General features: G+C 71.0%; 25 protein-coding genes, 1 pseudogene and 1 riboswitch. Of the genes and pseudogenes, 11 read left to right on the forward strand and 15 right to left on the reverse strand.

The window, feature by feature from the left end; all coding sequences use genetic code 11:
• Window positions 1–100: 100 nt before the first annotated feature.
• The 3 genes from bioD to bioB are packed head-to-tail and all read right to left on the reverse strand — an operon-like array spanning window position 101 to window position 3,295.
• Window positions 101–847: a dethiobiotin synthase gene (bioD, locus tag ACIA8D_RS26170; protein WP_399236105.1), complete on the reverse strand. Its 747-nt coding sequence runs from the start codon at window positions 845–847 to the stop codon at window positions 101–103.
• A gap of 8 nt (window positions 848–855) precedes the next feature.
• The gene (locus ACIA8D_RS26175) at window positions 856–2,154 is read right to left on the reverse strand and encodes an adenosylmethionine--8-amino-7-oxononanoate transaminase (RefSeq protein ID WP_399235873.1); all 1,299 of its coding nucleotides are present in this window, start codon (window positions 2,152–2,154) and stop codon (window positions 856–858) included.
• A complete protein-coding gene (gene bioB / locus ACIA8D_RS26180) occupies window positions 2,147–3,295 on the reverse strand; it encodes a biotin synthase BioB (RefSeq protein WP_399235874.1) in 1,149 nt (382 codons plus the stop codon). Before bioB ends, ACIA8D_RS26175 begins: the two co-directional genes overlap by 8 nt.
• Window positions 3,296–3,464: 169 nt before the next feature.
• On the opposite strand from bioB, the gene ACIA8D_RS26185 reads away from it, so the two are divergent.
• The gene (locus ACIA8D_RS26185; RefSeq protein WP_399235876.1) at window positions 3,465–4,634 is read left to right on the forward strand and encodes an 8-amino-7-oxononanoate synthase; all 1,170 of its coding nucleotides are present in this window, start codon (window positions 3,465–3,467) and stop codon (window positions 4,632–4,634) included.
• On the opposite strand, the gene ACIA8D_RS26190 is transcribed toward ACIA8D_RS26185, so the two are convergent.
• Together ACIA8D_RS26190 and ACIA8D_RS26195 are read right to left on the reverse strand one after the other, a co-directional pair.
• Complete coding sequence (locus ACIA8D_RS26190; RefSeq protein ID WP_399235878.1) at window positions 4,618–4,827, reverse strand: DUF397 domain-containing protein; 210 nt, start codon at window positions 4,825–4,827, stop codon at window positions 4,618–4,620. The genes ACIA8D_RS26185 and ACIA8D_RS26190 overlap by 17 nt on opposite strands.
• 50 nt (window positions 4,828–4,877) lie before the next feature.
• Complete coding sequence (locus ACIA8D_RS26195) at window positions 4,878–5,729, reverse strand: helix-turn-helix domain-containing protein (RefSeq protein WP_399235881.1); 852 nt, start codon at window positions 5,727–5,729, stop codon at window positions 4,878–4,880.
• 283 nt (window positions 5,730–6,012) lie between these two features.
• Between ACIA8D_RS26195 and ACIA8D_RS26200 the strand changes: the two genes are divergently transcribed.
• Entirely contained in the window at window positions 6,013–6,450 is a 438-nt protein-coding gene (locus ACIA8D_RS26200; protein WP_399235883.1) for an ATP-binding protein, read from the forward strand.
• Here ACIA8D_RS26200 and ACIA8D_RS26205 read toward each other — a convergent pair.
• From ACIA8D_RS26205 to ACIA8D_RS26220, 4 genes are all read right to left on the reverse strand, one after another.
• The gene (locus tag ACIA8D_RS26205) at window positions 6,434–6,907 is read right to left on the reverse strand and encodes a DUF6328 family protein (protein WP_399235884.1); all 474 of its coding nucleotides are present in this window, start codon (window positions 6,905–6,907) and stop codon (window positions 6,434–6,436) included. The two genes, ACIA8D_RS26200 and ACIA8D_RS26205, sit on opposite strands and share 17 nt — an antisense overlap.
• A 48-nt stretch (window positions 6,908–6,955) precedes the next feature.
• Window positions 6,956–7,429: a C40 family peptidase gene (locus ACIA8D_RS26210; protein WP_399235886.1), complete on the reverse strand. Its 474-nt coding sequence runs from the start codon at window positions 7,427–7,429 to the stop codon at window positions 6,956–6,958.
• Window positions 7,430–7,432: 3 nt separating this feature from the next.
• Window positions 7,433–7,644, reverse strand: a riboswitch (cyclic di-AMP (ydaO/yuaA leader).
• 354 nt (window positions 7,645–7,998) lie between these two features.
• Window positions 7,999–8,307: a hypothetical protein gene (locus ACIA8D_RS26215; RefSeq protein ID WP_399235888.1), complete on the reverse strand. Its 309-nt coding sequence runs from the start codon at window positions 8,305–8,307 to the stop codon at window positions 7,999–8,001.
• Between the two features lie 7 nt (window positions 8,308–8,314).
• A complete protein-coding gene (locus tag ACIA8D_RS26220) occupies window positions 8,315–8,950 on the reverse strand; it encodes an ATP-dependent Clp protease proteolytic subunit (protein ID WP_399236106.1) in 636 nt (211 codons plus the stop codon).
• A gap of 81 nt (window positions 8,951–9,031) precedes the next feature.
• Between ACIA8D_RS26220 and ACIA8D_RS26225 the strand changes: the two are divergent.
• From ACIA8D_RS26225 to ACIA8D_RS26260, 8 genes and pseudogenes are all read left to right on the forward strand, one after another.
• Window positions 9,032–9,323, forward strand: a pseudogene (locus tag ACIA8D_RS26225) (type II toxin-antitoxin system prevent-host-death family antitoxin).
• Between the two features lie 211 nt (window positions 9,324–9,534).
• Window positions 9,535–9,837: an urease subunit gamma gene (locus ACIA8D_RS26230; RefSeq protein WP_399235890.1), complete on the forward strand. Its 303-nt coding sequence runs from the start codon at window positions 9,535–9,537 to the stop codon at window positions 9,835–9,837.
• Between the two features lie 16 nt (window positions 9,838–9,853).
• Window positions 9,854–10,165 (forward strand): urease subunit beta, encoded by a 312-nt coding sequence (locus ACIA8D_RS26235; RefSeq protein WP_399235892.1) that lies wholly within the window; start codon window positions 9,854–9,856, stop codon window positions 10,163–10,165.
• Window positions 10,158–11,879, forward strand: a complete 1,722-nt coding sequence (locus tag ACIA8D_RS26240) for an urease subunit alpha (RefSeq protein ID WP_399235894.1) — start codon at window positions 10,158–10,160, stop codon at window positions 11,877–11,879. The genes ACIA8D_RS26235 and ACIA8D_RS26240 overlap by 8 nt, the downstream gene beginning before the upstream one ends.
• Window positions 11,880–11,910: 31 nt before the next feature.
• Window positions 11,911–12,585, forward strand: coding sequence for an urease accessory protein UreF (locus ACIA8D_RS26245; protein WP_399235895.1), 675 nt, complete (start codon window positions 11,911–11,913; stop codon window positions 12,583–12,585).
• Window positions 12,586–12,725: 140 nt separating this feature from the next.
• Window positions 12,726–13,403, forward strand: a complete 678-nt coding sequence (gene ureG / locus ACIA8D_RS26250; protein WP_399236108.1) for an urease accessory protein UreG — start codon at window positions 12,726–12,728, stop codon at window positions 13,401–13,403.
• Window positions 13,391–14,164: an urease accessory protein UreD gene (locus ACIA8D_RS26255; RefSeq protein WP_399235897.1), complete on the forward strand. Its 774-nt coding sequence runs from the start codon at window positions 13,391–13,393 to the stop codon at window positions 14,162–14,164. The genes ureG and ACIA8D_RS26255 overlap by 13 nt, the downstream gene beginning before the upstream one ends.
• A 131-nt stretch (window positions 14,165–14,295) precedes the next feature.
• A complete protein-coding gene (locus tag ACIA8D_RS26260) occupies window positions 14,296–15,930 on the forward strand; it encodes an alpha/beta hydrolase (RefSeq protein WP_399235899.1) in 1,635 nt (544 codons plus the stop codon).
• Window positions 15,931–15,943: 13 nt separating this feature from the next.
• Here ACIA8D_RS26260 and ACIA8D_RS26265 read toward each other — a convergent pair whose 3' ends face one another.
• A complete protein-coding gene (locus ACIA8D_RS26265) occupies window positions 15,944–16,987 on the reverse strand; it encodes an NAD-dependent epimerase/dehydratase family protein (protein ID WP_399235902.1) in 1,044 nt (347 codons plus the stop codon).
• Window positions 16,988–17,095: 108 nt separating this feature from the next.
• Window positions 17,096–17,812, reverse strand: a complete 717-nt coding sequence (locus ACIA8D_RS26270; protein WP_399235904.1) for a lysophospholipid acyltransferase family protein — start codon at window positions 17,810–17,812, stop codon at window positions 17,096–17,098.
• A 209-nt stretch (window positions 17,813–18,021) separates the two neighbouring features.
• Here ACIA8D_RS26270 and ACIA8D_RS26275 point away from each other — a divergent pair, with 209 nt between their 5' ends.
• Complete coding sequence (locus tag ACIA8D_RS26275) at window positions 18,022–18,414, forward strand: SSI family serine proteinase inhibitor (protein WP_399235906.1); 393 nt, start codon at window positions 18,022–18,024, stop codon at window positions 18,412–18,414.
• A gap of 18 nt (window positions 18,415–18,432) precedes the next feature.
• Here ACIA8D_RS26275 and ACIA8D_RS26280 read toward each other — a convergent pair whose 3' ends face one another.
• From ACIA8D_RS26280 to ACIA8D_RS26295, 4 genes are all read right to left on the reverse strand, one after another.
• Window positions 18,433–18,591: a hypothetical protein gene (locus ACIA8D_RS26280; RefSeq protein WP_326020160.1), complete on the reverse strand. Its 159-nt coding sequence runs from the start codon at window positions 18,589–18,591 to the stop codon at window positions 18,433–18,435.
• A 100-nt stretch (window positions 18,592–18,691) separates the two neighbouring features.
• Window positions 18,692–19,645: a cytochrome c oxidase assembly protein gene (locus ACIA8D_RS26285; RefSeq protein ID WP_399235909.1), complete on the reverse strand. Its 954-nt coding sequence runs from the start codon at window positions 19,643–19,645 to the stop codon at window positions 18,692–18,694.
• 275 nt (window positions 19,646–19,920) lie between these two features.
• Window positions 19,921–20,946: a 6-phosphofructokinase gene (locus ACIA8D_RS26290; protein WP_399235911.1), complete on the reverse strand. Its 1,026-nt coding sequence runs from the start codon at window positions 20,944–20,946 to the stop codon at window positions 19,921–19,923.
• A 178-nt stretch (window positions 20,947–21,124) separates the two neighbouring features.
• Window positions 21,125–21,856 (reverse strand): type 1 glutamine amidotransferase, encoded by a 732-nt coding sequence (locus ACIA8D_RS26295; protein WP_399235913.1) that lies wholly within the window; start codon window positions 21,854–21,856, stop codon window positions 21,125–21,127.
• Window positions 21,857–21,860: the final 4 nt, after the last annotated feature.

The following is a 21,860-nucleotide window of genomic DNA, read 5'->3' on the forward strand; positions in this document are numbered from 1 at the left end:
CTCCTCCGGGTGACCGCCCCCACCTCCTTCTTGCCCGCACACACCGGTGCGGACCCCTGGGCGAGGCGGGCAAGGCGGCCCCGGTGGCGCCGCGGACCTCTTACGAAGGCGCCGTCCGCGGGACCGCCTCGGGACACTCGCGCCGCGCGAACGACGCCCCGTCCCACACGCCGCCCAACGACGGCGCCAGCCACCCGCCGGCCTCCGCGAGGAACGCCCCCGGCGCCATCGCCGCGGCCCCCTCCGGCACCGCCCCCAGCAGCTCCGCGCCCGCCGCCACCGGCAGGTCGGCGACGTTGCAGCGCTCCGCGAGCCCCGGGTCGCCGGGCCAGCTGCCGATGACGACACCCGCCTGCTGAAGGCCGCGCGAGCGCAACGCCTCACCCGTCAACTGCACGGAGTTCAGCGTCCCGAGACCCGCCGCGGCGACCACCAGGACCGGTGCCCCGAGCAGGCCCGCCACATCCGCCAGCGTCGAGCCCTCCTCGTCGAAGCGCACGAGCAGGCCGCCCGCCCCCTCGACCAGCACGAGGTCGTGCGACGCCGCCAGCTTGCTCACGGCCTCGGCGACCTGCAACGGCCGCACCGGCGCGAGCCCGGCCCGCGCCGCCGCCGTCCCCGGCGCGAGCGGCTCCGGATAGCGCGCCAGCTCGACGCCCGTCACCGCGTCCCCAGCGAGCCGCACCACCTCGGCCACGTCCCCCGGCTCCCCGGGCGCGACACCCGTCTGCGCCGGTTTGAGCACGGCCACCGAACGACCCGCTCGCGCCGCGACGGCCGCCAGCGCCGCCGTCGTCACGGTCTTGCCGACCTCGGTCCCGGTCCCGGTCACCACCAGCACACCCACCACGGCACTCACCCTTCCCCGGAGGCCGCCGCGGCGACCGCGCACACCGCACGGCCGATCCGTGCCACGTCCTCGTCGCTCGTCACATACGGCGGCATCGTGTAGACGAGGTCCCGGAACGGCCGCAGCCACACGCCCTCCGCGACCGCCGCCCGCGTCGCCGCCGCCATGTCGACCTCGTGGTCGAGCTGCACGACACCGATGGCGCCCAGAACCCGAACGTCCCGAACTCCCTTTATCTGCGACGCCGCTGACAGGGCGTCACTCAGCCCCGTCTCGATCCGCTTCACCTCGGTGCGCCAGTCCTGTTCGAGCAGCACATCGATCGACGCGCACGCGATGGCCGACGCCAGCGGGTTCCCCATGAACGTCGGCCCGTGCGCGAGCACCGGCACCTCGCCCCGCGAGATCCCCTCGGCGACCCGCGCCGTGCACAGTGTCGCCGCCATCGTCAGATAGCCGCCGGTCAGCGCCTTCCCGACGCACATCACATCGGGCGACACCCCCGCGTGGCCGGCCGCGAACAGCTCTCCGGTCCGCCCGAACCCCGTGGCGATCTCGTCGAACACCAGCAGGACGTCGTGCGCGTCGCACGCCTCCCGCAGCACCCGCAGATACGCGGGGGAGTGGAAGCGCATCCCGCCCGCGCCCTGCACCACCGGCTCCACGATCACGGCCGCCACCTCGTGCGCGTGCCGGCCGATCGCGTCGCGCAACTGCTCCGCGTACGACTCGTCGTACGCGTCGAAGCCGCTCGGCGGCTCGGGCACGAAGATCTGCTCCTGGAGCACACCCGCCCAAAGACCGTGCATCCCGCCCTCCGGGTCGCACACGGACATCGGCTGCCAGGTGTCACCGTGGTAGCCACCGCGCCACGTCAGCATCCGCCGCTTCCCGGGTCGCCCGAGCGAGCGCCAGTACTGCAGACACATCTTCAGCGCGACCTCGACCGACACCGAGCCCGAGTCGGCGAGGAACACATGCTCAAGGCCCTCCGGTGACATGTCGACGAGGCGCTCCACGAGCCGTACCGCCGGCTCGTGCGTCAGGCCGCCGAACATCACATGGCTCATCCGTCCCAACTGGCCGCGCGCCGCCTCGTCGAGCACCGGATGGCCGTAGCCGTGGATCGCCGACCACCACGACGACATCCCGTCCACCAGTTCGCCGTGGTCCGCGACCCGCAGCCGGACCCCGGCCGCCGACTCGACGACCAGGGGCGTCTGCGTGCCGGGCATCGGACCGTACGGGTGCCAGACGTGCCGCCGGTCCAGGTCGAGCAGTTCGGCCACGTTCAGCTCAGGCATTGGGCGCCAGATCCGTTCCCGCGCCCCGGCGACGTACGGCGACGAGATCGGTCCGCGCCCCCTCGGTGTCGGCGGCGGCCTCGCCGTCGGTCCCGGTCTCCGGTGCGGGCGCACACGTCGAACCGCAGCCGCCCGCGGCCCGGTGCTCGGGCAGCGTCACCTGCTCCGTGCCCTCGACCTCGAAACCGGCGTCCGCGATCATGTCCAGGTCGGTCTTCCCCGCCTGGCCCTCGCTGGTCAAGTAGTCGCCCAGGAAGATGGAGTTGGCGATGTGCAGCGCGAGCGGCTGCATCGAGCGCAGGTGCACCTCGCGGCCGCCCGCGATCCGCACCTCCACGTCCGGGCACACGAACCGCACCATGGCCAGGATCCGCAGACACCGCTGCGGCGTCAGGTTCCACTCCTTGGCCAGCGGCGTCCCCTCGAACGGGATCAGGAAGTTCACCGGCACCGAATCGGGGTCGAGTTCGCGCAGCCCGTAGACGACATCGACCGGGTCCTCGTCGCGCTCGCCCATCCCCGCGATCAGACCGGAGCAGGCCGACAGGCCCGCCTCGTGCGCCTTGTTCACGGTGTCGACGCGGTCCGCGTACGTGTGCGTCGTCGTGATGTCGCCGTACGTCGCCTCGGAGGTGTTGAGGTTGTGGTTGTACGCGTCCGCCCCCGCGCCGCGCAGCCGTTCCGCCTGCCCCTCGTCGAGCAGGCCGAGGCAGGCGCAGATCTCCACGCCCTCGTTCTCGGACTTGATCGCATCGATGGTGCGCGCGACCCGGTCCACGTCCTTGTCCGTGGGGCCGCGCCCGCTTGCCACCAGACACACCCGCTTGGCGCCGCCCGCGACCCCGGCGGCCGCCGCCTTCGACGCCTCGTCGGGCTTCAGCCAGGTGTACTTGAGGATCTCCGCCTTCGACCCCAGGCGCTGCGAGCAGTACGAGCAGTCCTCCGGGCACAGACCCGACTTGAGGTTCACCAGATAGTTGAGTTTCACCCGCCGCCCGAACCAATGGCGGCGCACCTTGCCGGCCGCGGCCACCACGTCGAGCAGTTCGTCGTCGGACGTCGCGAGTACCGCGAGCGCCTCTTCACGGCTCGGCAGTTCGCGCCGAAGCCCCTTGTCCACCAGCGTGTTCAGCAGGTCCATGGGCCCTGATCCTTACCTATCCCGTGCCCTCGGGGAAAGGAGACTCTCTACAAAGGACGGCGTACGTCGTGTGGGTATTGCCACACCCTGCCCGAGTGGCGCGGCCGCTAGTGTCTGTGCATTACCTACAAAGCAGCGCTCACCCGTTGCCGGACTCGCAGAGGGACACATGGCCACGCCCCACACACCCGCGTTCGGCTGGATCGGAGCCGAGCGGCGCGCCCGCGAGGCCGCGGGACTCGTCCGCACCCTGCGCCCGCGCCCCGCGGACAGCCCGGTGCTCGACCTCGCGAGCAACGACTATCTGGGCCTCGCCCGGCACCCCGAGGTCGTCGAGGGTGCGGCCGACGCCGCGCGCCGGTGGGGCGGCGGGGCCACCGGGTCCCGCCTGGTGACGGGCAGCACCGAGCTGCACGCCCGCCTTGAGCGGGAACTCGCCGAGTTCTGCGGTTTCGAGGCGGCCCTCGTGTTCTCCTCGGGGTACGCCGCCAACCTCGCCGCCGTCACCGCGCTCGCCCCGGGCGCCTCACTGATCGTGTCGGACGCGGGCAACCACGCCTCGCTGATCGACGGCTGCCGGCTCGCCCGGGGTGCCACCCACGTGGCTCCGCACGCGGACCCGGAAGCCGTCCGCAAGGCGCTCGGCACACATGACGGGCCGGCCGTCGTCGTCACCGACTCGGTGTTCTCGGTGGACGGCGACCGGGCGCCCGTCGTCGAACTCGCGCAAGTGGCACGGGAGTTCGGTGCGGGGTTGATCATCGACGACGCGCACGGGCTCGGTGTCGTGGGGCCGGGTGGACGCGGCGTCCCGCACGCGGCGGGCCTCGCGGGCGCGGCGGACACCGTCGTCAGCGTCACCCTGTCCAAGTCGCTGGGCAGTCAGGGCGGCGCGGTCCTCGGTCCGGCCCACGTCATCGACCATCTCGTCAACGCGGCCCGCACGTTCATCTTCGACACGGGCCTCGCTCCGGCCGCCTGCGGCTCGGCCCTCGCGGCGCTGCGACTGCTGCGCCGCGAGCCCGAACGCGCCGCGCGTGCACGACACGTGGCGACGTCGCTGCATCAACTGCTGCTGGGCGAGGGCCTGTTGGCGGGACGGCCCGACGCCGCGGTCGTCTCCGTGCGCGCTCCCTCGCCCGACGCGGCCGTCCGCTGGGCGGCCGACTGCCGGGACGCGGGGCTCTCGGTGGGGTGCTTCCGGCCGCCGTCCGTGCCTGACGGCATCGCGCGGCTGCGGCTGACCGCCCGCGCCGACCTCACGGAGACCGAGGTCGCCGAGGCCGTCCGGGTGATCAGCCGCACTGTCCCGAACGGGGCTGCTACCGCAGGGAGTTGACGAAGCTCCGCCAGGTCTCGGACGTGAACAGGAGCGCGGGGCCCGCCGTGTGCTTGGAGTCCCGGACGGCCAGCAGTCCGGTCGTCACGCTCGTCCTCAACGGCGCTGTCTCCACGCAGTTGTTGGCGCCCGTGCTGCGGCTGCTGCGCCGCCATCGGACGCCCCTCAGCGACGTACTGCACGCAATGGTCATGGTGCCTCCTCACGCGGTGCCGGCGCACGACGAGGTGTCGGCGTCCTCGCTTACCCGGCAATCTTTGCGATGAATTCCAGTGAATCCTCGGGTGACCTGGCATGGAGCAGAAGAGCGTCGAAGGCGTCCGTGTACGCCTTGAGGTCTTCTTTCCGTTCGAGGTAGAGGCTACTCGTCAAATGGTCGAGAACAACCACATCCAGATCAGATGTGTTCGGAAAAGAGAACACAACGAAAGGTCCCGTCAGGCCGATATGGCCTCCGGACGAGAACGGAAGCACCTGGATCCGGACATGCGGCATCGACGCCGCCTCGGTCAGATGTGTCAACTGCCGTCGCAGCACGCCGCTCCCGCCCACCTCGCGGCGCAGCACGGCCTCGTCGAGCACGGCGGTGAGCCGCAGCGGCGGCTCGGCGCGCAGCACGTCCTGGCGCGCGAGCCGCACCTCCACCAACGCGTCGATGTGTCGGTCCGGTGCCCCGTTCAGCACCGAACATGTCACCGCGTGCGCGTACTCGGGCGTCTGCAGGAGCCCCGGTACGACACTCGTCTCCAGAGTCCTGATGCGGCACGCCTGTGACTCGAGGCTGATGAAATCGCGGTACGCGGGCGGCAGCAGACCGCGGTACGCGTGCCACCAGTGGTGCCCGCCCGCCTCGTCGCCGCCGGCCAGCGCGACCAGCAGCTCGCGGGTCCGGGGATCGCTGGCCTCGAAGGCGTCGAGCAGCCGCAGCACGTCCGAAGGCTTCACGCCACTGCGCCCTGTCTCGATCCTGCTCACCTTCGACTGGTGCCAGCCGACGAGCCTGGCCGCCTCCCCGCTCGTGAGGCCGGCCTGGACGCGCAGCGTCCGCAATTCGGCACCGAGCTTGCGGCGGCGTACCGCGGGACCGTATTTCATGGAGGACTCCTCGGGCTCCTCGCGTCACCCGGCCGGACTCCCTCCCGGCCGCACGGGACGCGTGTCTGAGCCGACGGTAGAGGACACAGCGTGCCTCGGCCCAAATACGGTCCACCGTCGCAGAGTTCACCGCATCGAGCGACAGATATATGCATATCTTGGGGGATCGGCACCACAGTGGGACGTCCAAGTGGCAATCTGGCGCGAAGCAGTTGCCGGGGCCCGCGCGCGAGCGATCCGCGAGGCCGGACGAGCCACCTCGGCGGGAAAGGGACACGTCGCCATGGCAGACCACCAGGAAGCATCCGTCACGCTGCCGAGCGATCCCGCCTCGGTCTCGGCCGCCCGCAGGTATGTCGCCTCCGTCCTCGCGGAGTGGGGCATGGCGTCGGGGACGGACGCGGCGGACACCGTCCGCCTGATCGTGTCCGAACTCGCGACGAACGCGGTGCAGCACACCCTCGGGCAGTCCCCCACGTTCACCGTCGACGTGGAGCTGGACCGCGACGAGCGGCTGCGCATCGGTGTCACCGACAGTCACCCCCGCTATCCCAAGCGGCTGCCGGCCGCGGTCCAGCAGGACAACGGGCGGGGGATGGTCATCATCCGCTGTCTCACCGCGGAGTGCGGCGGCACCCTGACGGTGCGCCCGACCCCGGAGGGCGGCAAGACGGTGTGGATCACACTGCCGTGGGTGGCCCCGGTCAGTCGTCCCGCTTGAGGAGCGCGCGCCGCATCAGCCACGGGAGCAGTCCCCACAGCCCCACACAGACGCAGAACGCGCCGGCGCCGGCCGCGATCCCGCCGGCCCTGCCGACCGTCACATCGACCACGAGCAGCACGGACCCGCTCAGCGCGAGCACGAGCGCCGCCATCCCGTACGCCGCGAGCCGCGAGGACACCCGTACGATCCGCCGCTTCGCACCCAGCTGGAACAGCACCCGGTGCACCGCGGCCGGCGCCGTGAACAGCGCGGCCGCGATGACCGTGAGGAGCAACGTCGTGACGTACGTGGTCCGTTGGACCGTGTCGAGCGACGGGAAGCGGGGGGTGAACGCGAGCGTCAGCAGGAACGCGAACAGGAACTGCACGCCGGTCTGGGTGACCCGGAGCTCTTGGAGGAGCTCTCCGAAGTTCCGATCGGCGCGTTCCAGAGGCGTCTCGTTGCGCTCATGCATCCCCTACGAGTATCCGCTCGCGGTCCGCTCAAGCGCGAGCGCAGGGGTTCACCGCACCCGGCCGTACGACACGCTGTTCGTCCAGATCCGCTCCAGACGGACCACGGAACCGGTCTTCGGGGAGTGCCAGATGCGGCCTTTTCCGGCGTAGATGCCGACGTGGTAGATGCTGCGGCCGGAGCGGAAGAACACCAGGTCTCCAGGTGTGCGATGAGACCTGGAGATGTGCTTGGTCTTGTTGTACTGCTGGGCCGCGGTGCGCGGCAGCTTCTTGCCCGCCCGCTTGAACGAGTAGAGCGTGAGGCCCGAGCAGTCGAACCGGTGCGGCCCCGCGGCGCCCCACTTGTACGGTGCACCCTTCTTGGACGCGGCGACCTGCAGTGCCTTGACGGATGCCGTTGCCGCTGATGCTTCGGACGCGGCGCCGGGGACCATGAGCCCCGCGCCGGCGACGGCGATGGAGAGGGCGGAAGCGGTGCCCGCCCGGGTCAGCAGCGACGGAACACGATTCAGCGCAGTCATGCGCAACCCTTCGTCAACCGCCTGTGAAGGATGACCTGTCGGGTTCGGGTGGCGAAGTTGCCCGGCCGCGTACCGCGGCTTCACCCCAAGGGCCGTCCGGCGCGGCCTCTGACGAGGCGCGGCGGTGGCCCGTCGTGCTCGGGTCCTCCACTCCTGCCGATGCACTCCTGTCGACCTGGCATCCGCACGGCGGCAGGACTCGGCGTCCGTGCGGACCGCCCCGCCGCGGCGGCGGGGGCTTGTCGTCGCAACGGATCTTCACGCACGGCCGAGGCGAAATCCGAGTCGAACCGGCGGTAAGTGAGGCTCGTCACCCTTGACCCGTTCAGGTGGACGCTGCGCCTTTCGCCCCTGCCCGCCGAGACCCGACGAGCCCCGCACCAGCGGCGGAACGCCATATTCCGGCGGTTGCCTACGGCTCGTACGCAACTTTGCCGGGCTCATCCGCGTACCGGAGGCTAGGCCGTACGGGGTACCCCATCTGGGTCGTTTGGGTTGCGGCTCGACGGTTCGGGAAGCCCGGTGAGCGGTCGACGGCTTCACCTGACTTCAATTGGCTTCAAGTGAATTCAACTGACCGGTTCTGACGGCAGTGTGACCCGGTTGGTGCGCCGCTCCCCGTCCAGGACGCGCAGTGCCCGCGCCAGCGTGCTCGCGTGCACCCGGCTCTCGCCCCTCTGGTGCATCAGGTTCAGCGCGTCCCGCAGCTCGACGGCCCGGCTCACCAGCGCCTGCGCCGCGCGCAGGCCGCTGTAGGTGTCGTCGCCCCGGGCCGGGTTGATCCGCGCGATGAGGTCGACCACCTCCAGATAGCGGTCCACGAGCTCGCACTCGGCGCGGGTCATCGCGGGCAGCGGCGGCGGTTCGGGTGGATACATCGGCCGATCACCTCGTGCCGGGGGAGCGCAGGGTGGCGGTACGGCTCTCGACGACGTGGTCCACCAGTCCGTACTCCAGGGCCTGTTCGGCCGTCAGGACGGTGTCCCGCTCGATGTCCGCGCCGACCTGCTCCTTGGTGCGCCCGCTGTGCCGGGCGAGCAGCTCCTCCAACTGGTCGCGCATGCGCGTGAGTTCGCTCGCGTAGATCTCCAGGTCGCTCGGCTGTCCCTGGGCCGGCTCGGGCAGCGAGGGCTGGTCGAGCACCACGCGCGCGCCGGGCAGCGTCATCCGCTTGCCGGGTGTCCCCGCCGCGAGCAGTACCGCGGCCACGGACGAGCACTGCCCCAGGCAGGTCGTCGCGACGTCGCAGCCGACGAACTGCATGGTGTCGTAGAGCGCGGTCATCGCGCTGAACGAGCCGCCCGGGGAGTTGATGTACAGGGAGATGTCCTGGTCGGGCGCCAGGTACTCGAGGTGCATGAACTGTGCCATCACATCGTTCGCCGAGACGTCGTCGATCGGCGTCCCGAGGAGGACGATGCGCTCTTCCAGAAGCTTCGAATACGGGTCGAGGGTGCGGCTGCCCGAGCTGGTGTGCTCGGTGAACTCGGGCAGGACGTAGCGGCCGGACGGACGGGGTATGGTGCCTCCTCAAGACGCTGCTGACTTCAGTACCCGCTTCTCCAAAAATGTACAGGACGTACATGACGTACGATGGTGAACATGGCCTACGAGATTCCGGTGACGCAAGCCAGGGCTGAGCTCGCCGACCTGATCAATCGCGTCGTGTACGGCGGCGGGCGCGTGGTCGTCACCCGGCACGGCAAGCCGCTCGCCGCCCTCGTCTCGGCCGCCGACCTGGAGCGACTCGAGGCGATGGGGGGGGTCCGCCGGGGATGTCGCGGATGAACCTGTGATCACGTCTGTGTCACGGATTGGCACCCTGACGTCCGCTCCGGGCGAACAGCAAAGGTTCGGTATTGCGGCCGAGCATCGCGGTCCCGAGATCCGGTAGCGCCGGCGGCGTTCAGCAATAAGACGGTCAAGCGTCGGTTAACGCCGTTGAAACTCCGCTCAATTAGCCTTCAGTCCCAGGTCATCGGCCCCTTTTAGGGGCAGGGGTCCGCACAGGTGTCCGTATTCCTTGTGTGTTACATCTAGACCCGTCGCGGTGGCCGCGGCAGCCGGGCCCGCACGGCTCGGCATGAAGGACTGTGAGGTGGATCGTGCAACTGACCCCGCACGAGCAGGAAAGACTGCTCATCCATGTGGCATCCGACGTCGCCGAGAAGCGTCGGGCCCGGGGTCGCAAGCTCAATCATCCCGAGGCGGTCGCGCTGATCACTTCGCACATTCTCGAAGGTGCCCGGGACGGGCGCACGGTCGCCGAACTCATGGCATCCGGCCGCAAGTTGCTCACCCGTGACGACGTCATGGACGGCATCCCCGAGATGATCCACGATGTCCAGGTCGAGGCCACGTTCCCCGACGGCACGAAGCTCGTCACCGTGCACGAGCCGATCGTCTGACGGGGGAGCGGAAGTCATGATTCCCGGAGAGATCCTCTTCGCCGACGAACCCGTCGGGTACAACGAGGGCCGCGACGTCATACGTATGACGGTGCTCAACGCCGCCGACCGCCCCATTCAAGTCGGCTCCCACTACCACTTCTTCGAGGCCAACCCCGGCCTCGACTTCGACCGCGCCGCCGCCCGCGGCAAGCGGCTGAACATCGCCGCGGGCACCGCCGTTCGCTTCGAGCCCGGCATCCCCGTCGACATCGAACTCGTAGCCCTCGCAGGCAATCGCATCGTCACCGGCCTGCGCGGCGAGACCGGAGGTGCCCTCGATGCCTGAGCTGTCCCGCGCCGCCTACGGCGATCTGTTCGGCCCCACCACCGGCGACCGCATCCGGCTCGCCGACACCGACCTGCTCGTCGAGATCGAGGAGGACCGCTCGGGCGGCCCCGGCCTCTCCGGCGACGAGGCGGTCTTCGGCGGCGGCAAGGTGATCCGCGAGTCCATGGGCCAGTCGCGTGCCACCCGTGCCGACGGCACCCCGGACACGGTCATCACCGGCGTCGTCATCATCGACCACTGGGGCATCGTCAAGGCCGACGTCGGCATCCGCGACGGCCGCATCACGGCGATCGGCAAGGCCGGCAACCCGGACACGATGGACGGTGTCCACCCCGACCTCGTCCTCGGCCCCGACACCGAGATCATCGCGGGCAACGGCAAGATCGTCACCGCGGGCGGCATCGACACCCACATCCACTTCATCTCGCCGACCCAGTTCGACGAGGCCCTCGCCTCCGGTGTGACCACGCTGGTCGGCGGCGGCACGGGCCCGGCCGAGGGCTCCAAGGCCACCACCATCACCCCCGGCCCCTGGCACCTCGCCCGGATGTTCGCCGCGATGGAGAACAGCCCGGTCAACATCGGCTTCCTCGGCAAGGGCAACACCATGTCGAAGGACTCGATGCGCGCCCAGCTGTGCGGCGGCGCCATCGGCTTCAAGATCCACGAGGACTGGGGCGCGACCCCGGCCGTGATCGACGCCTGCCTCGACATCTGTGAGGAGTCCGGCGTCCAACTCGCCATCCACTCCGACACGTTGAACGAGGCGGGCTTCGTTCAGGACACCTTCGACGCGGTCGCCGGGCGCACCCTGCACGCCTTCCACGTCGAGGGCGCGGGCGGCGGGCACGCACCCGACATGATCACCGCGGTGTCGCTGCCCAACATGCTGCCGAGCTCGACCAACCCGACCCGGCCGCACACCGTCAACACCGTCGAGGAACACCTCGACATGCTGATGGTCTGCCACCACCTCAACCCGGCGGTCCCCGAGGACCTGGCCTTCGCCGAGTCCCGCATCCGGCCCACCACCATCGCGGCCGAGGACATCCTGCACGACCTCGGCGCCATCTCCATCATGTCCTCGGACTCGCAGGCCATGGGCCGCGTCGGCGAGGTCATCATGCGGACCTGGCAGACCGCGCACGTGATGAAGCGCCGCCGCGGCTTCCTGCCCGGCGACACCCGCGCCGACAACGCGCGCGCCCGCCGTTACGTCGCCAAGTACACGATCAACGCGGCCGTTTCGCAGGGCATCGACCACGAGGTCGGCTCCATCGAGCCCGGAAAGCTCGCCGACCTGGTGCTCTGGGACCCGAAGTTCTTCGGCGTGAAGCCGCAGCTCGTCGTCAAGGGCGGCCAGATCGCGTACGCGCAGATGGGCGACGCCAACGGGTCCATTCCCACGCCGCAGCCGGTCCTTCCGCGCCCGATGTACGGGGCGTACGGCAAGGCGCCGCAGGCCAACTCGGTCAACTTCACCAGCGAGTGGGCGATCGAGGACGGGCTGCCGGAGCGGCTCGGGCTCGGCCGGTCGTTCGTGCCGATCCACTCCACGCGTGGCCGCGGCAAGTCCGACATGGTCAACAACGACGCCCTGCCGCGCGTCGAGGTCGCCGCCGACTCGTTCGCCGTGACCATCGACGGCGAGCTCGTCGAGCCCGCCCCGGCCGCCGAACTGCCGCTCGCGCAGCGGTACTTCCTGTTCTGATGCGGCCGCACACGAGCCCGGCGCGTACGTCATGACGCGCGCCGCACTGCTCGTCCTCGCCGACGGCCGCTTCCCCGCCGGAGGGCACGCGCACTCCGGCGGGGCGGAGGCCGCCGTCAAGGCGGGCCGCATCACCGGCGCGGCGAGCCTGGAGGAGTTCTGCCGGGGCCGCCTGCACACCAGCGGCGCCGTGACCGCCGCCCTCGCCGCGGCCGCAGCGCTCGGCATCGACCCGGGCACGCTCGACGCGGCCGCCGACGCGCGGACGCCGTCGGCCGCGCTGCGCGTCGCCGCGCGCAAGCTCGGGCGGCAGATGATGCGGGCCGCGCGTGCCACTTGGCCGCACCCCGAACTCGACGCCCTGGCGCGGCAGTTCCCCAAGGGGGCGCATCAGCCGGTCGTGCTCGGGCTCGCCGCGCGGGCCGCCGGGCTCGGTGCGCAGGACGCCGCGTACTGCTCCGCGTACGAAGGGGTGAGCGGGGCCGCGACCGCCGTGGTGCGGTTGCTGAGCCTCGACCCGTTCGACGCGACCGGGGTGCTCGCGCGGCTCGCGCCCGAGGTCGACCGGGTGGTGGCCGACGCCGTGGAGGCGGCGCACCGGGCCGTCGACCTGGGGGTCGACGCGCTGCCCGCCGGGTCCGCGCCACTGCTGGAGATCGGTGCGGAGGCGCACGCCGCGTGGCCCGTGCGGCTGTTCGCGTCCTAGTGACGTCGCCTCCTCCGCCCCTTCCCATTCCCGACCCCGGGGGCATCGCCCCCGGACCCCCTTGTCCTCGAACGCCGGACGGGCTGGAGAAGCCGACCGGGCCGGCCGTGAGGCCGAACAGATTGGAGCCGTGGATCACCATGCACCTCGGACACACCCACGACGAAGCCTCCGCCGTATCCGCCGACGCCCACCGGCCCGACGGCACCCGGCGCGCGCTGCGCATCGGGCTCGGCGGGCCCGTCGGTTCGGGCAAGACCGCCACCGTGGCCGCGCTCTGCCGCGCGCTGCGCGAGGAGCTCTCGCTCGCCGTCGTCACGAACGACATCTACACGCGCGAGGACGCCGCGTTCCTGCTGCGCGAGGCCGTGCTGCCGCCCGAGCGGATCACCGCCGTGGAGACGGGCGCCTGCCCGCACACCGCGATCCGTGACGACATCTCCGCGAACCTGGAGGCCGTCGAGGACCTGGAGGACGAGGTCGGCCCGCTCGACCTGATCCTCATCGAGTCCGGCGGCGACAACCTGACCGCCACCTTCTCCAAGGGGCTCATCGACGCCCAGATCTTCGTGATCGACGTCGCGGGCGGCGACGACATCCCGCGCAAGGGCGGCCCCGGTGTCACCACCGCCGACCTGCTCGTGATCAACAAGACCGACCTCGCCCCCTACGTCGGCTCCGACCTCGCGCGGATGGAGGCCGACGCCAAGGAGGCGCGCGCCGAACTCCCCGTCGTGCTGCAGTCCCTGCGGTCCGAGGTCGGCGTCGGGGACGTCGCGGCCTGGGCGCGGGAGCGACTCGCCGCGTGGACCGCGTGAGCGCGGGAGTCAGGTCCACCGCCCGGATCGTCGCGCGCGGTGACGGCCGGGGCGGGACAGCGCTGCCCGTCATGGCGGGCGAGGGCTCGTTCGCGCTGCGCCGCACGCGCGGCGCGGCGCCCGCCGAGTCCCGGGTGATGCTCGTCGGCGCCATGAGCGGACCGCTCGGCGGCGACCGCCTGACCGTGGAGGCGAGCGCCGAGGAGGGCGCCCATCTGCACGTGGGCTCCATCGCCGCGACCATCGCCCTGCCGGGTCAGGCCAAGGAGGAGGCGCACTACGACGTGCGGCTCGACGTCGCCGACGGGGCCCGACTCGACTGGCTGCCGGAGCAGTTGATTTCGGCGGGCGGCAGCGATCTGCGGGTGACCACGCGCGCCGATCTGTCGCCGGGCGCGCGGCTCGTACTGCGCGAGGAGCAGGTGCTCGGCCGCGTGGCGGAGGAGCCGGGCCGGCTGACCAGCCGGCTCACCGTGTACCGGGCCGGGCGTCCGCTGCTCGACCAGGAGCTGGCCTGCGGCCCGGGCGCGCCCGGCGGCTGGGACGGCCCCGCCGTCCTCGCCGGGCACCGGGCACTTGGCCAACTCGTGGTCGTACGACCGGAATTCGAGGTGGAGAAGCCGTCCTCGGCCCTGCTGGACGAGGCGGGAACGGCCGCGCTCACGCCCCTCGCGGGCCCTGCCGTGCTGGTCACGGCGGTGGCTCCGGACGCCCTGCGACTGCGCCGGACGCTCGACGAGGCACTGGGCCGACTGGCCTGATCCGCTCACCGGGCGAGTTATACCGTTTATCGGATTGGTAAAGAACGCCCGCTGTCTCTGTTGCCAGGGACCTCCCACGCGTCAGGATCCGCGTACCGATCAGCAACACGATCGACGTACGGATCGAATCGATGTGCGGGAGGCCTCACTTGAGACGGACCAGACAGACAGCGCGCGGCAGCCGGAAGGCGGTGATCGGCTCCGCGGGCGCGTTCGCCGCGGCGGCGCTGATAGCGGGCGCGGTCAGCGCCCCGGCCGCCCAGGCCGACGCCTCCAGGTCCGGCAGCAGCACCGCCGACCTCCAGGCGCGCGGCGCGGCCATCGCCGCCGCCAAGGCCGCGAAGGCCGGCATCGACTGGAAGGACTGCCCCGCGGACTGGGGTCTCGCCAAGCCCATCCAGTGCGGCTGGGTCAGCGTGCCGCTCGACTACATGAAGCCCAACGGCAAGCAGATCAAGCTCGCCGTGGACCGCATCGGCAATACCGGCACGAAGGGCGAGCGGCAGGGCTCCCTCGTCTACAACCCGGGCGGCCCCGGCGGCTCCGGCATGCGCTTCCCGACGCGTGTGACGACGAAGAACCCGATCTACGCGAAGATGGCGAAGGCCTACGACTTCGTCGGCTTCGACCCGCGCGGCGTCGGCCACTCCGCGCCGATCTCCTGCGTCGACCCGCAGGAGTACGTCAAGGCGCCGAAGGCCGACCCGGTTCCCGACTCCGAGGCGGACAAGCTCGCGCAGCGCAAGCTCGCCAAGGAGTACGCGGACGGCTGCTACGAGAAGAGCGGCGAGATGCTGCCGCAGATGACGACGCCGAACACCGCGCGCGACCTCGACGTCACCCGTGCCGCCCTCGGCGAGAAGAAGCTCAACTACCTCGGCGTCTCCTACGGCACCTACCTGGGCGCCGTCTACGGCACGCTCTTCCCGGGCCACGTCCGCCGCATGATCGTCGACAGCGTGGTCAACCCGGCCAAGGACAACATCTGGTACCAGGCGAACCTGAACCAGGACATCGCCTTCGAGGGCCGCTGGAAGGACTGGCAGGACTGGGTCGCCAAGAACGACGCGACCTACCACCTCGGCAACACCCGCGCCAAGGTGCAGCAGCAGTGGGAGACGCTGCGCGCCGCCGCGAAGAAGAACCCCATCGGCGGGGTCGTCGGCCCGGCCGAGCTGATCGCCTTCTTCCAGAGCGCCCCGTACTACGACTCCGCATGGGTGCCCACCGCCCAGGTGTGGAGCAAGTACGTCGCCGGTGACACCCAGGCCCTGGTGGACGCCGCCGCCCCCGACATGTCGGACACCGCGGGCAACGCCTCCGCGGAGAACGGCAACGCCGTCTACACGGCCGTCGAGTGCGCCGACGCCAAGTGGCCGACCAGCTGGTCGAAGTGGGACAAGGACAACACCGCGCTCCACAAGCAGTACCCGTTCATGACGTGGGCCAACGCGTGGATGAACCTGCCCTGCGCCACCTGGAAGACCAAGCAGCAGACGCCGCTGGACGTGAAGACCGGCAAGGGTCTGCCGCAGGTCCTCATCGTGCAGTCCACGCGTGACGCCGCCACCCCGTACGAGGGCGCCGTCGAGCTGCACAAGCGGTTCAAGGGCTCCCGCCTGATCACCGAGAAGGGCGCGGGCTCGCACGGTGTCACCGGTCTCACGAACCCCTGCATCAACGACCGGGTCGACAGCTACCTGCTCACCGGCAAGACCGACGGCAAGGACGTGACGTGCGCGCCGCACGCCACGCCCAAGCCGTAGTCGTAGCCGTTCTCTAGAGCTGCGCGGCCCGGGACGCCAGCCAGACGTCCTCGGCCGCGTAGTCGAACAGACCGGTCGTGTACGACGCGACCATCTTGGGGAAGCCGGTCTCCCAGTCGTGCTCCCGCAGCCGCGCCGTCAGCCACTCGACCGTCTCCGGGAGCGCGTCGGCGTACGTCGTCACCGGCTTGTACCCCAACTCCCGCTCCGCGGCCGACATGTCGAAGACGAACGGGTACGGCAGCGACCACGGCGTGTCGCCGACGGTCTCCGCCGGCGGCGGCCCGGGCACCAGCACCGTCTCCGTCTCCACGCCCATCAACGCGTCGATCATCGTGCCGATCTCCGCCACGGTGGGGCAGTCCGGATCGGCGCCGTTCAGCACCCGCGAGCCCGGACGGGCCGCGGCGAGCCGCACCAGCTCCGCCAGGTTCCGGGCGCTCGCCGGATTGAACCGGCTCTCCCCGTCGAACGCGAGCACGCGCCTGCGGCGCCCGTCGAAAATCCGCTTCACGAAGTACAGCTCGCGCGGCGTGCGGCAGTACGGTCCGTGCACCGCGGACGCCCGCAGCAGCGTCGTAGGCAGCGCCTCACCGAGCGCCAGCAGATCCCGCTCCAACCGCACCTTGCGCGTCCCGTACGTCGCGTCGCCCGGCGCGAGGGTCCGGTCGGTCTCCTTCACCGGGCCCGGATAGCGGGGCCAGCCGTCCGGCTCGGCCTGCGTGTCGAAGCTGCGGCCCTCCTCGTCCTCGTAGACGGCGCCGCTGGAGATCACCACCGCCGAACCGACCCGGCCCGAGAGGTTCGCCAGCTGCCGCCCGTGCTCCCGGGTGAAGGCCACCATGTCGACGACGAGGTCGACGCCGTCCCCGACCAGCTCCGTGAGCGCCGCGTCGTCCTCCCGGTCGAGCCGCACGGCGCGCACCCGGTCGGGCCACCCCGCGTCCCGTCCGCCGCCGCGCGAGGCCGCCGTCACCTCCCAGCCGTCCGCCGCGAGCGCCCGTACCGTGGGCCGCCCGATCTGCCCTGCCGCACCGATCACCAATGCCGTCCTCATGACCGGACCGTACGTCGGTGGCGCCCGCCAGGACCCCAGAATCTGCTCAGCGCAGAGCGCGGAACCGGGGGAGTCCGCTCGCCGCGGCGCGCGGAACCCGGGGCGAGATCAACTCAGCGGCAACCGCGGGAACCTCCGGGCCTTCTCCTCCTCGGCCTCCGCCTTCACGAGGGCCGCGTACTTGTCGACGTACTCCTGCCCGGACAGCTCCAGGATCGCGTACATGATCTCGTCGGTGACCGCGCGCAGGATCGCCTTCTCGTCGTCCATCCCGATGTAGCGCGAGAAGTCCAGCGGCCTGCCGAACCGGATCGTCACCCGGTGCATCTTCGGGATCTTCTGGCCGGGCGGCTGCGCCTCGAACGTGCCGATCATCGCGCACGGGACGACCGGCGCCCGCCCCTTGAGCGCCATCGCGGCGACGCCGACCTTGCCCTTGTAGAGGCGGCCGTCGTGCGAGCGCGTGCCCTCCGGATAGATGCCGAGCAGCTCCCCGCGACCCAGCACCCCGAGGCCCTCGCGGATCGCCGCCTGTCCGGCCTCCTTGCCCGAGCGGTCGACCGGGATCTGGCCCGCGCTGCGGAAGAACGCGGCGGTCAGCCGACCCTTGAGCCCGGGGCCGGTGAAGTACTCGGCCTTCGCAAGGAACGTGATCCGCCGCTTGATGATCGCGGGCATCAGGAAGTGGTCGGAGAACGACAGATGATTGCCCGCGACGATCGCGGCGCCGGATTCCGGTATGTGCTCCAGGCCCTCGATCCGCGGCCGGAACAGGAGCCGCAGCAGCGGCCCGAGGATCACGTACTTGAGCAGCCGGTAGAACATCCCGATCGCCTTCCCCCACGAACCACTTGGACCGCTTGTGTTGACGCTTGTACCGTCGCGTGCTCGCGCACAGTAACCAATCGGAAGCGTCGGCGCGAGAGCCCGATCGGGCCCTGTCCGGGACCCGTACGGCGCGTCCGCTTGGCAGGGGCGGTCCCGGCAGGTGGCCTGTTTCCACCCTGACGTCCCAGCACCGGAGGTTCATCCGCATGCGTTCCGTCCACGTGGCCGCCGCCGCGTTCCTGTTCCTGGCCGCGGCCGCTCCGGCCGCGGGCGCCGCGACCACCGGGCCCGAGCGGCCGGGCGAGCTGTTCCTGACCGTCTCCGGCGCCGACGACACCTGGGTGCGCGGCGTCCACCTGAACTGCGTGCCCCGGCCCTCGGGCGAACACCCGCACGCCGCCGACGCCTGCGCGGCCCTGGAGGCGGCCGGGGGCGACCTGGACGCGCTGCCGGTCGAGCAGCGGATGTGCACCCAGGTCTACGACCCGGTCACCGTCGAGGCCACCGGCACGTACCGCGGCAAGGCGATCGCCTGGCACAAGACCTTCGGCAACCCTTGCGCGATGGAGGCGTCGACGGGCCCCGTCTTCCGCTTCTGAGCCCCGGGGCGCCGGCCGTCAGCTGCTGCGCGACGCCACCATGGCGACGGTGAGCAGGCCGAGCACCACCCAGCCGAACCACAACCACCCATTGCTGCCGAGTGCCACCGTGTAGGCGGTCACGGCCACCAGGCCGCCCACGGTGAACGCACCCATCGTCTTCGTGGAACCGGGCATCACACACCCTCCTCCCAGCAGCCGGACGGAGTCCGAGCCGCGACCAGGAGGCCATATTCACCCGTAACGGTGCCGGGGCGCTACTGCCCGCGCCGGTCGACTACTGCGTGCGCCCGTTGAGCGAGGCCAGGTAGGCGTTGTACGCCTCCAGCTCCTTGTCGCCGTCCCGGTCCGCGGCGCGGTCCTTGCGACGCGCCTGCCGGTCCTCCGACTTCTTCCACTGGAAGAGCAGGGCGAGCAGCACCAGGACCGAGGGCACCTCGCTGAACGCCCAGGCGATGCCGCCCGCCGCCGTCTGATCGGCGAGCGGATCGATGCCCAACGAGGCCGGCGGATTCTCGAACGTGCCGACCATCGTCGTCGACGCCATCATCAGCGCGATGCCGAAGAAGGCGTGGAACGGCATGCCCGCGAAGAGCTCCAGCATCCGCAGCACATAGCCGGGCCGGTGCGGCCCAGGGTCCACGCCCATGATCGGCCAGAAGAACACCAGGCCGACGGCGAGGAAGTGCACCATCATCGCGATGTGGCCGGCCTTGGACCCCATGAGGAAGTCGAAGAGCGGCGTGAAGTAGAGCGCGTACAGGCTCGCGATGAACAGCGGGATCGTGAAGGCGGCGTGCGTGATGATCCGGATGTAGCGGCTGTGCAGCAGCGCCAGGAGCAGCTCGCGCGGCCCCTTGCTGCCGCGCTTCGCGGCCACCGGCAGGGCCCGCAGCGCGAGCGTGATCGGGGCGCCCATGAGGAGCAGGATCGGCGACAGCATGCTGATGACCATGTGCTGCACCATGTGCACGCTGAACATGACCATGCCGTAGTCGTTGAGCTTGGTGCACATCACCAGAGCGATGGTGAGCACGCCCACGACGTACGAGATCGTCCGGGACACCGGCCACGCGTCGCCGCGCCGGGCCAGGCGCACGACGCCCCATCCGTACAGGGCGAGGGCCAGCAGGCACCCGACGAGGAAGAAGGGGTCGGCCGACCATTCAAGGCCACGCCCCAGCGTGAACGGCGGCAGATCCATGTTCATGCCGTGCCCGCTGTGATCCATCCGCCGGCTCCTGTTGCTCGTTTCGTACGGATTGTGCGCACCCAGAGTAGAACTGCCCTCGGCCGGTGCTTCGGCCGGGGGCAGTTCTGTGGCGGTCTAGGGCTTGTCGTTTGGATCAGGCCGGATCAGGGAGCGGGGCCTGGTGCGTGCGATCGCAAGGCGGAGGAGGGAGGCGACGCGGAGCGTCGTCGACCGACGACAACGCCGCGAGCGTGCGTGCCAGGCCCCGCGAGCCCGGCCTGATCCAAACGACAGGCCCTAGCTGCCGGTGCGGGTCAGAGCACGCACTCGGCTTCGGCGTACCGCTCGTCCGGCACCGTCTTCAGCGTCTGCACGGCCTCGGCCAGCGACGTCATCACGATGTCGGTGCCGCGCAGCGCCGTCATCTTGCCGAACTCGCCGCGGTGCACGGCCTCCACGGCGTGCCAGCCGAACCGCGTCGCGAGCACGCGGTCGTACGCGGTGGGGGTGCCGCCGCGCTGCACATGGCCGAGGATCACGGGGCGCGCCTCCTTGCCGAGGCGCTGCTCCAGCTCGATCGAGAGCTGCCGGGCGATCCCCGCGAAGCGCTCGTGGCCGTAGACGTCCTTGCCGCCCTCGTCGTACGCCATCGAGCCGGCCCGGGGCTTGGCGCCCTCGGCGACGACCACGATGGCGAACTTCTTGCCGGCCTCGAACCGTTCACCGACCTTCTTGGTCAGCTCGTCGATGTCGAAGGGGCGCTCCGGCACGACGACGGCGTGCGCGCCCGCGGCCATGCCGGAGTGCAGCGCGATCCAGCCGGTGTGCCGGCCCATGACCTCGACGATCAGCACGCGCTGGTGCGACTCGGCGGTGGTCTTGAGGCGGTCGAGCGCCTCGGTGGCGACGCCGACGGCCGTGTCGAAGCCGAAGGTCACGTCGGTGACAGCGATGTCGTTGTCGATCGTCTTCGGTACGCCGACGATCGGGAGGCCGTTGTCCGACAGGAGGCGGGCCGCCTTCAGGGTGCCCTCGCCACCGATCGGAATGATCGCGTCCAGACCGAGGTCCGCGACATGCCCCCTGGCCCGCTCGACGCCGTCACGCAGATGCGCGGGCTGGACGCGGGAGGAGCCGAGGATGGTGCCGCCGCGGGCGAGGATGCCGCCCACCGCGTCGAGGTCCAGCTTGCGGTAGTCGCACTCGAGCAGGCCCTTCCACCCGTCGTGGAAGCCGATGACCTCGTCGCCGTGGTCGACGACGGCCCGGTGCACGACCGAGCGGATCACGGCGTTCAGGCCGGGGCAGTCGCCCCCGGAGGTGAGGACACCAATACGCATAAGCCCGGATTACCTTTGCAAACGTGGGCCGATGGCCGGACCACGCCGTCCGGCTGGACCCCCGTACCTTATCGGCGTCCGGGGTCCCTTCCGCACGTGGCGTCCGACAGGTGGACCGGCCTGCTCACATGGGCGCGGGGGTGCACTGAAGGGCCCTCGGTGAGGGCCCTTCAGGGGGTCAGGCGGGGGTCGCCGTGGCCGCGGCGATCCGCTCGCCGCGCAGCTCCTCGTACCAGTGGTCGTTCACCGGCGGCAGCGCGTTCACATCGAGCGCCAGCTTGATCAGCAGGTCGGCGATCTGCGGATTGCGCGCGAGCACGGGCCCGTGCATGTACGTGCCGAACACGGTGTCGTTGAAGGCGCCCTCGGTGCCGTCCCCCGTGCCGTTGCCCTTGCCGATGCGGGTGCGGGCGAAGGCGCGGGCCGTGGGGCCCAGGTGCGTGACGCCCTGGTGGTTCTCGAAGCCGGTCAGCTCGGGCAGGCCCAACTCCGGGTCGATGTCGCCCAGTACGTCACCGACGCAGCGCTCGCCCTCGCCGCGCGTCGAGACGACGTCGAGCAGGCCGAGCCCGGGCTCGCGCTCACCGAGGTCGTTCACGAACTCGTGGCCGAGGATCTGGTAGCCGGCGCACACGGAGAAGACGATCGCGCCGTTGCCCACCGCGCGCTGCAGTCCGCCGTCGCGGCGCAGCCGCTCAGCCGCGAGGCGCTGCGGCCGGTCCTCGCCGCCGCCGATGAGGTAGATGTCGCCGGAGGTCGGCACCGCCTGGTCGCTGCGCACGTCGTAGCGCTCGACCTGGAGGCGGCGCTGCTGGGCGCGGCGCTCCACCACCAGCGCGTTGCCCTGGTCGCCGTAGGTGCTCAGGAGGTCGGGGTAGACCCACACGAGACGCAGGCTGTTGTCACTCATGCTC

Source organism: Streptomyces sp. NPDC051684, from assembly GCF_044453445.1.
In the GTDB taxonomy this organism is placed as follows: Bacteria; Actinomycetota; Actinomycetes; order Streptomycetales; family Streptomycetaceae; genus Streptomyces.